This is a genomic window from Plantactinospora sonchi, from assembly GCF_036422035.1.
GTDB lineage: Bacteria > Actinomycetota > Actinomycetes > Mycobacteriales > Micromonosporaceae > Plantactinospora > Plantactinospora sonchi.
Window position 1 is genome coordinate 1 of record NZ_JAZGQK010000001.1, and the last position, 15,354, is coordinate 15,354.

The window sequence follows — 15,354 nt, forward strand, 5'->3', positions numbered from 1 at the left end:
GCGTTTGTTGGTGGCGCTGTTGCTGGTCCGGCGGTGGCCGCGCAGGCCGCTCCCGAGCAGCATGTGTCGCCGGTTGCGATGTCGGTGATGGCCGACAGGGACCACGGTAAGGGTGACCACAAGGACGGTCACAAGGATGGCAGGCCGTCGCGGGACCGGTTGGTGCCGCATGGTGTGCAGGGTGAGCAGGCGTCGATCCCGATCTCGGGTGAGCAGGCTGACAACGTGAAGGCGATCGTGAAGGCCACGAAGAAGGCTGGTCTGGACGAGCGGGCCGCGGTGATCGCCGTTGGTACGTCGCTGCAGGAGTCGAAGTTGGAGAACCTGGGTGACCTGGGTGCCAACAACGACCATGACTCGCTGGGTCTGTTCCAGCAGCGTCCGTCGTCGGGTTGGGGTAGCCCGGATCAGATCATGGATCGGGAGCATGCCACGACCGCGTTCCTGGACGGGCTGAAGCAGGTTGACGGTTGGCATGATCTGCCGCTGACCGTGGCCGCGCAGAAGGTGCAGGTGTCGGCGTACCCGGACGCGTACGCGAAGTGGGAGAACCAGGCCGCTGACCTGGTCGCCAACGCCTGGAACAACAGCTGACCCACCCACACGAACGATCCGCTGGCCGGGTCCCCACCACGGGGACCCGGCCAGCGGCGTATCCGGGTGCGGTTCAGTCCTCCCGCTCCGGCAGGTCACGCAGGCCACGGATTGGTTTGGGCAGTACCCAGAGCACTCCGGCGAGGGCGCCGACGGTGGCGATCCACAGCGTGGAGCGTACGTCGAGCACGGTGCCGAGGGTGCCGCCCAGCAGCGCCCCGACCGGACGGATGCCGTAGTTGATGGTGCGCTTCACCCCGGTCACCCTGCCGAGCAGCCTCTCCGGGATCGTGGCCGTCTGCACCGAGCCCGCGGTGATGTCGAGCATCATCACCCCGAGTCCGGATAGGAACTCGGCGGTGACCAGCGCGGCCAGCAGCAGGGGCGTGGGTCCGCCCGCGAGCGGTACCAGCATCAGCGGCGCGGGAAAGAGGACGAAGCTCAGTACCAGCGTGCGACCGACGCCGAATCGCCGTACCAGCCGACCGGTGATCACCGCGCCGAGCAGGGCGCCCACCGAACCCGTACCGATCACCAGGCCGAGCAGCCCGGGGGAGAGCTCGAGTTCGGTGCTGGCGTAGAGCACGAACAGCGCGGCGAACATGTAGTTGAAGAGGTTCAGCGTGGTGGTGCCGAGCACGGTCGCGCGCAGGATCCTGGACCGGGCCACGAACCGCAGGCCGGCGGCGAGACCGAAGCCGCGTTCGGACTCGTCGGTCGGCCCGACGGGCGCCGGCTCCGTCGGCCGGAGCCGGCCCAGGAACAGGGCGGAGAGCAGGTACGACAGCACGTCCGCCAGCAGTGCGACCGGCGCGCCGAGTACCTGCACCAGCAGCCCGCCGACGCTCGGTCCGGCGACGAACGACATCGCCCGGCTTCCGTTGACCAGTGCGTTCGCGTCGACGTAGTCCTTCCTCGGCACCAGCGACACGAAGAGCGCGCTGTGCGCCACCTCGAAGAGCACGGCCAGGGTGCCGGTGAGGAACGCGACCACGTAGAGCTGTTCCAGGGCGAGGAAGCCGAACAGGTACGCGATCGGAATCGCCGCCAGCAGCACACCTCTTCCCAGGTCGGCGAGGATCATCACCCGTCGCTTGTGCGGGTAGCGGTCCAGCCAGGCGCCGGCGATCAGGGAGAAGAGCAGGTTCGGCAGCAGTGTGGCGGCGGTGAGGTAGCCCATCTCGGCCGGGCCGGCTCCGGTGCCGAGCACGGCGAGCAGTGGCAGGGCCAACGCGGAGATCTGGTCGCCGAACAGTGACACGGTCTGTGCCGACCAGTACCGCCGGAACGGCGGCTGACGCAGCAGCACCGGCAGCCACCGTCTGCTCCCGGTCGTCGGGGCCTCCGGCGAGGTGAGGGTGTCGCTCATGCCGGCTCCCCGGGGGTCGACACCCCAGGGCGGTCCGCCGGTCCGCCGTACGCATCCGTCGCTGCGCGAGACTGCCCCGCCGGCTCGTCGGACTGCCCCGCCGGCTCGTCGGACTGCCCCGCCGGCTCGTCGGACTGCCCCACCGTTCCGTCGGACTCATCCGCCGGCGCACCGGACCGCCCGGCCCATTCAGGGGACTCACCCGCCGATTCGTCGGACCGGGCTTGTGGACCAACGGCCCGGTCCGACGCGGCATCGGCCGGTACCGGCTCGGTGGGCAGCACCAGCTGGATGACGGCGATCGCCCGGGAGCCGTCCGGACGTTTCGTCGGGTCGGTCAGCCGGTCGTCGTACTCGGTCAGCAGTGTCTCCATCCGCCGGGTCAGCTCGGCGAGTTCCTCGGCGGTCAGGTAGAGGATCGTGTCGCCGAAGCCGGTCAGGGCACGCCACTGCTGCGGTTCGTGCGCGCGTAGCGCCAGATGGGCGCGGGCCCGCTGCAGGTAGTGCTCCAGGATCACCGCGTTGAGCTGGTCGGTCGCCGCCCGGACTTCGGGATCGTCCGAGGTGTCGTCCCAGGAGGTGGTCGACGCGGTCGCCCGCCAGGGGCGCTCCCGTTCGTCCGCGCCCGCGACCCGCTCGGCGAGGCCGTACCTGGCCAGCTGTCGCAGATGGTAGGAGCAGCTCGGCACACTTTCGTTCAGCCGCTCCGCCGCCTGGGTGGCGGTCAGCGGGCCTTCGCGTCGGAGCAGTCCGACCAGCGCCAGGCGCAGCGGGTGCGCGTACCCCCGGAGTGCCCGTGGGTCGGTCAGCTGAACCTCGGGTTGGGTCATACCCTAAAGATAACTCTAGAAAGAACTCTTTAGCAAAGGTGTGCCGGACTCCTCCAGGCCCATTGCCCGGACAGATTCCGACGGCCGGGTAGATTACGACTCCAAGCGGCGGCTGGGGGTGGAGCGTGCGCGAGACGAGGGTGGCGACCGACGGGTCGCCGGCGACCGAGGGAGTCCCGGCCGAGGCCGGACCGACCGAGGACCAGACCCGGACGACCGGGGGCCGGACAGAGCGGGTCGAGTCGACCGCCGCCCAGGACCAGGCGGTTCAGGTCCGGGCGGTCGACGCCGGGGCGGAGGTGTCGGATCCCGGGCCGGCTCCGGACGGTGAACGCCCCAACCGCTCGAACACCACCCTGGTCGTGGTCACCGGTGTCTCCGGCGGCGGCCGCAGCACCGTCGCCCGGGCGTTGGAGAACGTCGGCTTCTACGTGGTCGACAACCTTCCCCAGGCCCTCATGCTCGACATGGCCGAGCTCGCCTTCCAGGCCGGCGGCGCCGCCCGGCGTACCGCGATGGTGCTGGACGTGCGCAGCCGGGCCTTCTCCACCGACCTCGCCGGGGCGATCCGGGCCCTCAAGGACCGGGGCTTCCAGCCCCGGGTGGTCTTCGTGGACGCCGACGACGAGGTGCTGATCCGGCGCTTCGAGAGCGTCCGGCGGTCGCATCCGCTACAGGGCGACGGCCGGCTCGCCGACGGGATCGCGATCGAGCGCGGGCTGCTCGAGGAGGCCCGCGACCAGGCCGACGTGATCATCGACACCAGCCACCTGAACGTGAACCAGCTCCGCAGCCGGGTCGAGGAGCTGTTCGGTGCCGAGGACGCCCGCCGACTGCGGGTCACCGTGCTCTCCTTCGGCTTCAAGTACGGCCTGCCGCCGGACGCCGACTTCGTGCTCGACGCCCGCTTCCTGCCGAACCCCTACTGGGTACCGGAGCTGCGCGAACACACCGGTCGGGAGGAGGACGTCAGCCGCTACGTCCTCGGCCAGCGCGGTGCGGTGACCTTCGTCGAGACGTACTCCCGGCTGATCAACGCGACGGCGCCCGGCTTCGAGCGGGAGGGGAAGCGGTACCTGACCGTCGCGGTCGGCTGCACCGGCGGCAAGCACCGCAGCGTGGCGATCGCCGAGGAACTCGCCAGTCGACTGCGTCAGGCCCGGCTCGCGGCCAACGCCCAGCACCGTGACCTGGGGCGCGAGTGAGCGGCCTGCGGGTCGTCGCGTTCGGTGGCGGGCACGGCCTGGCGGCCTCGCTGCGCGCACTGCGACACTGCGTACCCGAACTCGAGCTGGAGATCACCGCTGTGGTGACGGTCGGTGACGACGGTGGTTCCAGCGGCCGGCTGCGCGCGGAACGGGGTGCGCTGCCTCCCGGCGACCTGCGCCAGGCGCTCGCCGCGCTCGCCGCCGACGAGCCGGCCAGCCGGCGCAGCGCCGCGCTGTTCCAGCACCGGTTCGCCGACGGCGGTCCGGGCCGGGACCCACTGGCCGGCCACGCGGTCGGCAACCTGGTGCTCTGCGGGCTGATGGAACTGCTCGGCAGCCCGGTGGCCGCGCTCGACCACGCCGCCGGCATGGTCGGGGCGGTCGGTCGGGTACTGCCGATGTCCTGCGAACCGGTGGGGATCGAGGCCCGGGTCCGTGGCGCCGACCCACGCCGGCCGAGCGCGGTGCAGACGGTACGGGGCCAGCACGCGGTGGCCGTCACCGACGGTCGCGTCGAGCTGGTCCGGCTCACCCCGGAGGGGCCCCGGGCCTGCCCGGAGGCGGTGGCGGCGGTCGGCACCGCCGACTGGCTCGTCTTCGGGCCGGGCAGCTGGTACACCAGCGTGATCCCGCATCTGCTGGTCCCCGAACTGGCCGCCGCGATCGTCGCCAGTCCGGCCCGCCGGCTGGTCACGCTCAACCTCGCCAACGAGGCGGAGACCCTCGGACTCTCCCTCGCCGACCACCTGGCGGCACTCAACTGGTACCTGCCGGACCTCACCGTCGACGTGGTGGTCGCGGACGGCAAGGCGGTGGGTGACCCCGAACCGGTGCACCGTGCGGCAGAATCGCTGGGTGCGCGGCTCGTGCTCGCCCCGGTGGCCGTACCGGACGGTGGACCCCGGCACGATCCCGCAGCGCTGGGAGCCGCACTGGTGCCTCTCCTGGGCGCCGATCGTTAAGCACGTACGAATCACCGGCACCCGCCGGAACCGGCCCATGAGGTGACGAGAAGATGGCGATGACCGCTGCGGTCAAGGACGAACTGAGCCGGGTCGACGTGCCCAAACCCTGCTGCCGCCGGGCGGAGATGGCCGCGCTGCTGCGTTTCGCGGGCGGCCTGCACATCGTATCCGGCCGGGTGGTGGTCGAGGCGGAACTCGACACCGGCGCGGTGGCGCGCCGGCTCCGCCGGGAGATCGCCGAGGTGTACGGCTACCCGAGCGAGATCCACGTGCTCGCCTCCGGTGGGCTGCGCAAGGGCAGCCACTACATCGTCCGGGTGGTGAAGGACGGCGAGGCGCTCGCCCGGCAGACCGGCCTGCTCGACGTACGCGGCCGGCCGGTGCGCGGCCTGCCGCCGCACGTGGTCGCGGCCAACGTCTGCTGCGCGGTCTCGGCCTGGCGTGGTGCCTTCATGGCACACGGGTCGCTGACCGAGCCGGGTCGCTCCTGCGCCTTGGAGATCACCTGCCCCGGGCCGGAGTCCGCGCTCGCGCTGGTCGGCGCCGCCCGAAGGATCGGCATCACCGCCAAGGCCCGAGAGGTCCGTGGCGTCGACCGGGTGGTGGTCAAGGACGGTGACGCGATCGCCGCGCTGCTCACCCGGATCGGTGCGCACTCCAGCGTGCTGTCCTGGGAGGAACGCCGGGTCCGCCGGGAGGTACGGGCGACCGCGAACCGGCTGGCCAACTTCGACGACGCGAACCTGCGTCGTTCCGCCCGGGCCGCGGTGGCCGCCGCCGCCCGGGTCACCCGGGCGTTGGAGATCCTCGCCGACGACGCCCCCGACCATCTCACCTCTGCCGGGCGGCTGCGGCTCGAGCACCGGCAGGCGTCGCTTGAGGAACTCGGCGCGCTGGCCGACCCGCCGCTGACCAAGGACGCCATCGCCGGCCGGATCCGCCGACTGCTGGCGCTGGCCGACAAACGCGCCCGTGACCTCGGGATCCCGGACACCGAGGCGGCGGTCACCCCGGACATGCTCGCGGTGTGAGCACCGGGCCACCGTTGGTGTGATCCGACCGGTCCGGATTCTCCCCCGACGCAACGCGACGTTCTGCGCTCGGATAGGGTCGCAGCGTACGGCGACGGGGCCGGAACCGGCTCTCCGCCGTGCAATTCCGCCTCGGGGCGGGCCGGGATGACGTAGTAGCGGCCGACCTCCCACGGGGTCGGCGCACCCATCTTCGCCGCCGAACTGGCTGACGGCGGCGAACCGAAACACAAGGAGATGGACTCAGTGACCATCCGGGTTGGCATCAACGGCTTCGGCCGGATCGGCCGTAACTTCTTCCGCGCGGTGCTCGCGTCGGGCGCCGACGTCGAGGTGGTCGGCGCGAACGACCTGACCGACAACGCCACGCTGGCGCACCTGGTCAAGTACGACAGCATCCTCGGCCGACTGCCGCAGGAGGTCAAGGCGACCGCCGACGAGATCACCGTCGGTGGCCACACCGTCAAGGTGTTCGCCGAGAAGGACCCGGGCAAGCTGCCCTGGGCCGACCTGGGCGTGGACGTCGTGATCGAGTCGACCGGCTTCTTCACCGACGCGACCAAGGCCAAGGCGCACATCGACGGCGGGGCCAAGAAGGTCATCATCTCGGCGCCGGCCAAGAACGAGGACGTCACGGTCGTGATGGGCGTCAACCACGACGAGTACGACCCGGCCAAGCACAACATCATCTCCAACGCCTCCTGCACCACCAACTGCCTGGCGCCGATGGCCAAGGTCCTGCAGGACACGTTCGGCATCGAGCGCGGTCTGATGACCACGATCCACGCGTACACCCAGGACCAGAACCTGCAGGACGGCCCGCACAAGGACCTGCGTCGGGCCCGGGCCGCCGCGCTGAACATCGTGCCGACCTCGACCGGTGCCGCCAAGGCGATCGGCCTGGTGCTGCCGGAGCTCAAGGGCAAGCTCGACGGCTACGCGCTGCGGGTGCCGATCCCGACCGGCTCGGCCACCGACCTGACCATCACCGCCGGCCGGGAGACCTCGGTGGAAGAGGTCAACGCCGCGATGAAGGCCGCCGCCGAGGGTGCGCTCAAGGGCATCCTCACCTACACCGAGGACGAGATCGTCTCCTCTGACATCGTCACCGACCCGGCCTCCTGCATCTTCGACTCGGGGCTGACCAAGGTGATCGGCAACCAGGTCAAGGTCGTCGGCTGGTACGACAACGAGTGGGGCTACTCGAACCGTCTCGTCGACCTGGTCAAGCTGGTCGGTGCCGGGCTGTGAGCATCCGCAACCTCGACGATCTGCTCGCCGAGGGGGTGTCAGGTCGGCGCGTCCTGGTGCGCGCCGACCTGAACGTGCCTCTCGACAAGGAGACCGGCGCGATCACCGATGACGGCCGGATCCGGGCGGTACTGCCGACGCTGACCGCGTTGCGTGACGCCGGGGCGGCGGTTGTCGTCTGTTCCCACCTGGGCCGTCCGAAGGGCGCGCCCGACCCGAAGTACAGCCTCGCTCCGGTCGCCACCCGGCTCGGCGAGCTGCTCGGCGCCGAGGTCGCGTTCGCCACCGACACGGTCGGCGAGTCGGCCCGGGAGACGGTCGGGTCGTTGACCGGCGGGCAGGTCGTCCTGCTGGAGAACCTGCGGTTCAACCCGGGGGAGACCAGCAAGGACGAGGCCGAGCGGGGCGCCTTCGCCGACCAGCTCGCCGACTTCGCGGAGGCGTACGTCGACGACGCGTTCGGGGCGGTGCACCGCAAGCACGCCAGCGTGTACGACGTACCGGCCCGGCTGCCGCACTTCGCCGGCAGGCTGGTGCTGCGCGAGGTGGAGGTGCTGGCCCGGCTGCGGCACGAGCCGGACCGCCCGTACGTGGTGGTGCTCGGTGGTTCGAAGGTCTCCGACAAGCTCGCGGTGATCGAGGCGCTGTTGCCGTCGGTCGACAAGCTGCTGATCGGCGGCGGCATGTGCTTCACCTTCCTCCGTGCCCAGGGGCACGAGGTCGGTAAGTCGCTGCTCGAGGAGGAGATGGTCGACACCTGCCGGGAGCTGCTGGAACGGGGCGCCGGCAAGATCGTGCTGCCGCTCGACGTGGTGGCGGCGACCGCGTTCAGCGCGGACGCCGAGCACGAGGCGGTGCCGGTCGACCGGATTCCCGCCGACCGGCTCGGTCTGGACATCGGCCCGCGCAGCGTGGCGGAGTTCGCCGACGCGGTCGGCACCGCCCGGATGGTCTTCTGGAACGGCCCGATGGGCGTCTTCGAGCTGGCCCCGTTCGCGGCCGGCACCCGTGGGGTGGCCGAGTCGATCACCTCGGTGAAGGGTTTCACCGTGGTCGGCGGCGGCGACTCGGCGGCGGCGGTCCGGGCGCTCGGCCTCGACGAGACGGCGTTCGGGCACATCTCCACCGGCGGGGGCGCCTCGCTGGAGTACCTGGAGGGCAAGGCGCTCCCCGGCATCGTCGCACTGGAGAAGTAGTCCGGTGAGCGCGAGGAGCGAGCTTGCGAGCCCCGCAGTCGCGAACGAAAGAGGAAACAGTGCCTGACGTTTTCGCCCGCCGGCCGCTGATGGCGGGCAACTGGAAGATGAACCTGAACCACCGGGAAGCCAACCTGCTGATCCAGAAGCTCGCGGCGAGCCTCAACGAGCAGCAGTTGACGGATGTCGAGACGGTGGTCCTGCCGCCCTTCACCGACCTGCGTACCGTGCAGACTCTGGTCGACGGCGACAAACTGCTGATCGGCTACGGCGCGCAGGACCTGTCGCCGCACCAGTCCGGGGCGTACACCGGGGAGATCGCCGGCTCGATGCTGGCGGCGCTCGGCTGCCAGTACGTGGTGATCGGCCACTCCGAGCGGCGGGCGTACCACAACGAGGACGACAAGCTGGTCAACGCCAAGGTCAAGGCGGCGCTGGCCAACGAGCTGACGCCGATCCTCTGCGTCGGCGAGGGGCTGGACATCCGCGAGGAACAGCGGCAGGTGGCGTACTGCCGGGGTCAGCTCGACGCGGCGCTGGCCGGGTTGACCGCCGAGCAGGTGGTCAAGGTGGTGATCGCGTACGAGCCGGTCTGGGCGATCGGCACCGGCAAGACCGCCACTCCGGAGAACGCCCAGGAGGTCTGCGGCGCGCTGCGGGCCCTGCTTGTCGAGCGGGACGGGCGGGCGACCGCCGACCAGGTCCGGATTCTCTACGGTGGTTCGGTCAAGGCGGCGAACATCGCGGGTATCATGGCGCAGCCCGACGTGGATGGCGCACTGGTCGGCGGGGCGAGCCTGGACGCCGAGGAGTTCGCGCAGATCTGCCGGTTCCCGGAGCACATCACCCGCTGAGGTGTCGCTATCCTTGACGGGCCCCCGTAGCTGAGAGGACTGACCCCTGCCATGCCAACCTGGTTCGCATACACGTTGATCGTGTTGCTGGTCATCACGAGCGTGCTGCTCACCATGCTGATCCTGCTGCACCGGGGCAAGGGTGGCGGAATGTCGAGCATGTTCGGCGGAGGGGTCAGCTCGAGCCTGGCCGGCTCCTCGGTCGCCGAGAAGAACCTGGACCGATACACCGTTCTGGTGGGTCTTGTCTGGTTCGCCTGCATCGTCGGCCTCGGCCTCTGGCTGCGGCTCGCCCAGACCACCTGAATTCCCACCGAGGTCACACCAACTGCGCGCGGTCCGCTACTGTGGGCCGCGCGCAGTCGTCTGCGCTTGCACCGCGTCACACCGTCGCCCCACCGACGGACCCCCTATGACGAACGGAGCGAGCAGTCGTGCCAAGTGGCAGCGCCATCCGTGGCAGCCGAGTCGGTGCCGGCCCAGCCCGGCCCAGCGAACGATGTGAACCCGCCCCCCGCCGTGAGGTCAGCTACTGGTGTGCCAACGGGCACATGGTGGAGGTCCGGCTGGCGGCCGAGGCGGAGCCCCCGCCGGTCTGGGACTGCCCGCACTGCGGTCAGCCGGCCGGGCGGGACGTACACAACCCGCCGGGGCGGGCGCGGGCCGAGCCGTACAAGTCGCACCTTGCGTACGTGAAGGAACGGCGTAGCGAGGCGGACGGCGAGGCGCTGCTCGCCGAGGCGCTGGCGGCGTTGCGAGCCCGGCGCGGCGAGGACTGACGGTTCCTCCCGCGATTCGGACCTGCCCGTTCCGGCGGACGTAGGCTGACCACGGGACTCGCTCGCGTTGTCGGACGGTGGCCTCGTCGGGCAGGCCGAGGAGCCGGAGCGCTTCTACCGCCCCGAGGGCCAGAGCTACCAGGATCTGCTGGACTACGCGGACCGGCATCGGTAGGGGGCCCGAGCGGCGGGCCCCCTACCTCAGCTACCGGCGTCCGGCCGGACCTCCACGGCCGCGGCCCGGTCCAGCAGCCAGCGGGTGGCGGTCACCCCGTGCACCCGGGCAGCGGGCAGCGGAGTCGGGGCCGCGGCGTCGAACGCCGTCCGCACCGCCGCCGCCTTGTCGGCGCCGGCGGCGACCAGCCACACCTCGTCGGCGGTGACGATCGTCGGCACGGTCAGGGTGACCCGGACCGGCGGCGGTTTGGGGCTGTCCCGGACCGCTGCCACCGGCCGGGTCTCGTCGCCGACCGGGTGCCCGGGGAAGACCGAGGCGACGTGGCCGTCCTCGCCCACCCCGAGCATCAGTACGTCCCACCGGGGCAGTGGCGCCGGTCCACCCGCGGTGGCCAGTTCGGCCGCGTACCGGGCGGCGGCGGCCTCCGGGTCATCGCCGTCCGCGCCGTCGGACGCCGGCATCGGGTGAACCCGCTCCGGTGACAGCGGCAGTACGTCGAGGAGGGCGGCCCGGGCCTGGGTCTCGTTGCGGTCCGGGTGCCCCGCCGGCAGGAACCGCTCGTCGCCCCACCAGACGTCGACCCTGGACCAGTCGACCGCCTGCCCGGCCGGCAGGTCGCGGATCGCCCGGTGGACGGCTGCCGCGATCCGACCACCGGTCAGCACGATCCCCGCCGTACCCCGCTCCGCCTGCGCGTCGATGATCTTCACGACCAGGCGGGCGGCGACCGCCTGGGCGAGCTGCTCCGGGTCGGCGTGCACCACCACGCTTGTCGCGGTCACGCCGCCCCTTGCCCCGCCGGCTGCGCGGCGGCCTGCTGGTGGGTCGGGTCCTTCCAGATGTGCACCCGCTGCTGGGGGCGGGTGTCCAGGCCGGAGATCCCGGCCACCGCGCCCAGCGCCTCGGCGTAGATCTGGTCCGGGTCGAGCCGCCGCAGTTCCTCGGCGAGCTCGTCACCGAGCGGCCGGCGCACCAGCGGCAGCTGCCGGTCGGCCTGTCCGGCCCGGCGGAAGACCGCCATGCTGTCCTCCCGGGTGAGCACCATCTCGTCGCCGTTGGCGCAGCGCAGGGTGACCTCGCGCATCCGGGGAAACTCGTCGGTGTGCCGCCACTCCGGCTCCAGGCCCAGTCGGGACTTCAGCCAGCCGGCCATCAGCGCCGACGTCGGGTCGGTACGCGGCCCGACGACGGTGGCTGAGGTGACCAGGTTGCCCTCGGTGGTGTCGAAGGCGCCGGCGACCAGGGTGCGCCACGGTGTGATCCGGGTCCAGGCCAGGTCGGTGTCCCCGGGGGCGTAGTCCCGGGCGCGTTGCCGCAGCGCCGCGATCGGATCGCTGGCCTGGGCCGAGTCGGTGATCCGCCGGTCCGCGACCACCCCGAGGAAGTCGTTGGCGATCTCGGACGGCGGCTCGCCGTGCCACCAGGTCACCACCGGCACGTCCGGCACCAGCAGCGGCATCACCACCGACTCGGCGTGCAGGGCGAGCCGCCCGTACATCCGGGTCACCACCGCCTCGCCCGGCCCGAGCCGGCCGCCGACCACGATCTCGGCGTCGAGCCGGCTCCGGTCCCGTTCGACGTCCGAGCGGACGACCACGACCATCCGGCACGGGTGTGCGGCCGAGGCGATGGTCACCGCCGCCTCGGCCTCCCGTACCCGGGGCTCGTCGACCACCACGATCAGGGTGAGGGCCATCCCGCTGGCCACCCCACCCGCGCTGCGCCGCTCGGCGGCCAGCGCCTTGACCACCTCGTTACCGGTGGTGTCCCACAGGCCGATCAACGGTGCCTCCTGGTTGTTGAGATCCTCGGGTGGGTCACGCCCGCCGCCACGACCGGCCCTCCCGGGCGAGCATCTCGTCCGCCGCCCGTGGGCCCCACTCGCCGGCCCGGTACGGCTCCGGCCGGATGCCCTGCCAGAACGTCTCCAGCGGGTCGATCACCTGCCAGCTCTGTTCGACCTCGGCCGCGTCCGGGAACAGCGTCCGGTCACCGATCAGTACGTCGAGCACCAACCGCTCGTACGCCTCCGGGCTGGACTCGGTGAACGCCTCGCCGTACTGGAAGTCCATCGCGATGTCCCGGACCTCCATGGTGGTGCCGGGCACCTTGGAGCCGAACTTGAGCACCACGCCCTCGTCCGGCTGGACCCGGATGACGAGCTGGTTGTTGCCGAGCATCTCCATGTCGGCCGGGTTGAACGGCAGGTGCGGCGCCTTCTTGAACATGATGGCGACCTCGGTCACCCGCCGGGGCAGCCGCTTGCCGGCCCGGATGTAGAACGGCACACCGGCCCAGCGTCGGTTCTGGATGCCGAGCCGGACCGCGACGTACGTCTCGGTGGTGCTGTCCTTCGGCACCCCCTTCTCGTCGAGGTAGCCGACCGCCCGCTTGCCGGCCACCCAGCCGGGCAGGTACTGGCCGCGGACCGTGCCGGTGGAGATGTCCTTCGGCAGGGTGATCGCACGCAGCACCTTCAGCTTCTCGGCCCTGATCTCGTCGGCGTCGAAGCTGGTCGGCTCCTCCATCGCGACCAGGGCGAGCAGCTGCAGCAGGTGGTTCTGCAGGACGTCCCGGGCGGTGCCGGTGGCGTCGTAGAAGCCGGCCCGGGAGCCGATGCCGACGTCCTCGGCCATGGTGATCTGCACCGAGTCGACGTACCGGGAGTTCCACAGCGGCTCGAACAGGCTGTTCGCGAACCGCAGGGCGAGGATGTTCTGTACCGTCTCCTTGCCCAGGTAGTGGTCGATCCGGAAGACGTCCTCCCGGGTAAAGACGTCGTCGACCAGGTCGTTGAGCGCCTTCGCCGAGGGCAGGTCGTGCCCGAACGGCTTCTCCACCACGACCCGGCGCCAGCCGCCGGACTTGTCGTTGTCGGCCATGCCGGTCCGGGCGAGCTGCTTGAGCACGGTCGGGAACGCCGCCGGCGGGATGGAGAAGTAGAACGCGGCGTTGCCGGCGATGCCGTGGGTGTCCCGCAGCTCGTCGAGGGTCGCGGCGAGCTGGTCGAAGGCGGCGTCGTCGTCGAACGAGCCGCCGACGAACTTGATGTTGCCGGCCAGCCGGCCCCACACCTCGTCCCGCCACGGCGTACGGGCGTGTTCCCGGGCCGCGTCCCGGGCCAGCGACTCGAAGTCGCCGTCGCCCCAGTCCCGGCGGGCGAAGCCGAGCACCACGAAGCCGGGCGGCAGCAGGCCGCGGTTGGCCAGGTCGTACACCGCGGGCAGCAGCTTCTTCTGCGCCAGGTCCCCGGTCACCCCGAAGATCACCAGCGCGCACGGCTCCGGGATGCGCGGCAGCCGCCGGTCCTGCGGGTCGCGCAGCGGATTCACGGTCGTCCCTCCTCGCTTACCTCGGCCAGCCCGCGCACCACGTCGAGCAGTCGGGGTACCCCGGCGGCCCGGTCGGTCAGGTGCAGGCGCAGCACCGGCCGGTCGCGCTCGGCGAGCGCCTGCCGGTCGCCGGCGGCCTGCGCCGCCTGCAGCTGACCGAAGGTGTACGGCTTGCCCGGCACCGGCAGGTCGTCGACGACGTCCCCGGTGATCTGCAGGAACGAGCCGAGCTGCGGCCCGCCCTTGTGGTACTGCCCGGTCGAGTGCAGGAACCGGGGTCCCCAGCCGAAGGTGACCGGCCGTCCGGAGGCGGCGGCCAACCCGGGCCGGACCTGTCCCGCCTTGGCGTCGGCGAACCGGTCCAGGTACGCCATCACGGCCAGGTAGCCGTCCTCGCCCAGCCCGGCCAGCAGCAGCCGCAGCGCGCCCGCCAGGTCTCCGGGCACCGGGGCGTCCTGCTGCCCGGCGCCGGGGGACCAGTAGCCCTCGATCCCGGCGTCGACGAAGGTCGGCGACTCGACCGGCAGACCGCTGCCGAGCAGTCGGTTGGTGTTCTCCTTCGACTCGGTCACGTTCGGCTGGTTGAACGGGTCGATGCCGAGCACCACGCCGGCCACGGCGGTGGCGTACTCCCAGGTCAGGAACTGTGCGCCGAGCGGGCCGTTGACCGCGAGCTGGGCGCGGACCCCACCGCCCGGGACGGCGCCGGCCGGCAGGCCGCCGCCGTAGGTGACGGTCAGCACGTCCGGCCCGGTCGCGCCGGGGCTGCCCGGGTCCTCGACCACCACCGGCAGGATGCCGACGCCGCTCTTGCCGGTCGACTCGGCGATCAGCTGTTCGATCCAGTCACCGAGGCCGTCGATGCCGGTGCCGTCGGAGACCAGCGCGACCTTGTCCCGGCCGGTGGTGGCCGCGGCGCCGAGCGCGGCGCCGAGGGCCAGACCAGGGTTGTCCCGGTCCCCGCCCAGCGCGGCGGCCAGCGCCTCGGCCTGGTCCAGCAGTTCGGCCACGTCGACACCGGCCAGCGCCGCCGGGACCAGCCCGAACGCGGTCAGCGCGGAGTAGCGTCCGCCGACGTCCGGGTCGGCGAGCAGTACGAAGGCACCCATCTCGGCGGCGGTCTTGGCCAGCGGCGAGCCGGGGTCGGTGACGATCACGAAGTGTCGCCCGGCCTCGGCCTCGGTCAGTCCGGCGTCCAGGAACGCCTGCCAGTACGCCCGGCGGTGGCTGTCGGTCTCCACCGTCGAGCCGGACTTGCTGGCGACCACCACGACGCTGCGCAGCAGCCGGTCGCCGAGGGCGGCCCGGACCTGCCCGGGGTCGGTGGTGTCCAGCACGGTCAGCGGCTTGCCGAGGGTACGGGTGATCACCTCGGGGGCCAGTGACGAGCCGCCCATGCCGGCGAGCACCACGTGGTCGAGGTCGCCGAGTTCCGCCTTCAGCTCGGCGAGCTGGGGGAGCAGTTCCCGGCTGCGGCGGAAGGTGTCCACCCAGCCGAGCCGGATCGCCGCCTCGTCCTGTGCCTCCGGCCCCCACAGGGTCGGATCCTTGCGGACCAGCCGGCCCGGTACGTCGTCGGCCAGCAGCGCGGCCCGGGCCGAGGCGGGTGCGGACGCGTCGACCGTCTCCGCCCCGTAGACGGCGAGACCGGCCGCGCCCTCGCAGCCGCCGTCCAGCAGGTCCCGACCAGTTTCCTCGGTCACGCCGTCACCTCGTTCTGTCCGGCGCCGACCGGACCCGGCGTGCCGGGTCCGGTCGTGCCCGCGA

The 15,354-nt window shown here is 71.8% G+C and carries 15 protein-coding genes; 9 read left to right on the plus strand and 6 right to left on the minus strand.

The window, feature by feature from the left end; genetic code table 11:
* The first annotated feature begins 33 nt into the window (after positions 1-33).
* Positions 34-594, plus strand: a complete 561-nt coding sequence (locus V1633_RS00005) for a hypothetical protein (RefSeq protein ID WP_456238632.1) — start codon at positions 34-36, stop codon at positions 592-594.
* A gap of 73 nt (positions 595-667) precedes the next feature.
* On the opposite strand, the gene V1633_RS00010 is transcribed toward V1633_RS00005, so the two are convergent.
* On the minus strand, positions 668-1,963 hold the full coding sequence (locus V1633_RS00010) for an MFS transporter (protein WP_331211992.1): 1,296 nt from the start codon (positions 1,961-1,963) through the stop codon (positions 668-670).
* A complete protein-coding gene (locus V1633_RS00015; protein WP_331211993.1) occupies positions 1,960-2,793 on the minus strand; it encodes a winged helix-turn-helix domain-containing protein in 834 nt (277 codons plus the stop codon). Before V1633_RS00015 ends, V1633_RS00010 begins: the two co-directional genes overlap by 4 nt.
* Before the next feature lie 299 nt (positions 2,794-3,092).
* On the opposite strand from V1633_RS00015, the gene rapZ reads away from it, so the two are divergent.
* From rapZ to V1633_RS00055, 8 genes are all read left to right on the plus strand, one after another.
* Positions 3,093-3,998 (plus strand): RNase adapter RapZ, encoded by a 906-nt coding sequence (gene rapZ, locus V1633_RS00020; RefSeq protein WP_331212377.1) that lies wholly within the window; start codon positions 3,093-3,095, stop codon positions 3,996-3,998.
* Positions 3,995-4,963, plus strand: a complete 969-nt coding sequence (locus tag V1633_RS00025) for a gluconeogenesis factor YvcK family protein (RefSeq protein ID WP_331211994.1) — start codon at positions 3,995-3,997, stop codon at positions 4,961-4,963. The genes rapZ and V1633_RS00025 overlap by 4 nt, the downstream gene beginning before the upstream one ends.
* 53 nt (positions 4,964-5,016) lie before the next feature.
* Positions 5,017-5,997 (plus strand): DNA-binding protein WhiA, encoded by a 981-nt coding sequence (gene whiA / locus V1633_RS00030; protein WP_331211995.1) that lies wholly within the window; start codon positions 5,017-5,019, stop codon positions 5,995-5,997.
* A gap of 246 nt (positions 5,998-6,243) precedes the next feature.
* Positions 6,244-7,248, plus strand: coding sequence for a type I glyceraldehyde-3-phosphate dehydrogenase (gap, locus tag V1633_RS00035; RefSeq protein ID WP_331211996.1), 1,005 nt, complete (start codon positions 6,244-6,246; stop codon positions 7,246-7,248).
* Positions 7,245-8,444 (plus strand): phosphoglycerate kinase, encoded by a 1,200-nt coding sequence (locus V1633_RS00040; protein WP_331211997.1) that lies wholly within the window; start codon positions 7,245-7,247, stop codon positions 8,442-8,444. The genes gap and V1633_RS00040 overlap by 4 nt, the downstream gene beginning before the upstream one ends.
* Positions 8,445-8,533: 89 nt before the next feature.
* A complete protein-coding gene (gene tpiA / locus V1633_RS00045) occupies positions 8,534-9,298 on the plus strand; it encodes a triose-phosphate isomerase (RefSeq protein ID WP_331212378.1) in 765 nt (254 codons plus the stop codon).
* 51 nt (positions 9,299-9,349) lie between these two features.
* Positions 9,350-9,604 carry a preprotein translocase subunit SecG gene (gene secG, locus V1633_RS00050; protein ID WP_331211998.1) on the plus strand — a complete coding sequence of 85 codons (255 nt, stop codon included), beginning with the start codon at positions 9,350-9,352 and terminating at the stop codon, positions 9,602-9,604.
* 128 nt (positions 9,605-9,732) lie between these two features.
* Positions 9,733-10,077 (plus strand): RNA polymerase-binding protein RbpA, encoded by a 345-nt coding sequence (locus tag V1633_RS00055; protein ID WP_331211999.1) that lies wholly within the window; start codon positions 9,733-9,735, stop codon positions 10,075-10,077.
* Positions 10,078-10,278: 201 nt separating this feature from the next.
* Here V1633_RS00055 and pgl read toward each other — a convergent pair whose 3' ends face one another.
* The 4 genes from pgl to V1633_RS00075 are packed head-to-tail and all read right to left on the minus strand — an operon-like array spanning position 10,279 to position 15,263.
* A complete protein-coding gene (gene pgl, locus V1633_RS00060) occupies positions 10,279-11,037 on the minus strand; it encodes a 6-phosphogluconolactonase (protein ID WP_331212000.1) in 759 nt (252 codons plus the stop codon).
* Positions 11,034-12,038, minus strand: a complete 1,005-nt coding sequence (locus V1633_RS00065; RefSeq protein WP_331212001.1) for a glucose-6-phosphate dehydrogenase assembly protein OpcA — start codon at positions 12,036-12,038, stop codon at positions 11,034-11,036. Before V1633_RS00065 ends, pgl begins: the two co-directional genes overlap by 4 nt.
* A 34-nt stretch (positions 12,039-12,072) precedes the next feature.
* Positions 12,073-13,587, minus strand: a complete 1,515-nt coding sequence (gene zwf / locus V1633_RS00070; RefSeq protein ID WP_331212002.1) for a glucose-6-phosphate dehydrogenase — start codon at positions 13,585-13,587, stop codon at positions 12,073-12,075.
* Positions 13,584-15,263 carry a glucose-6-phosphate isomerase gene (locus V1633_RS00075; protein ID WP_407951942.1) on the minus strand — a complete coding sequence of 560 codons (1,680 nt, stop codon included), beginning with the start codon at positions 15,261-15,263 and terminating at the stop codon, positions 13,584-13,586. The genes zwf and V1633_RS00075 overlap by 4 nt, the downstream gene beginning before the upstream one ends.
* Positions 15,264-15,354 lie beyond the last annotated feature (91 nt).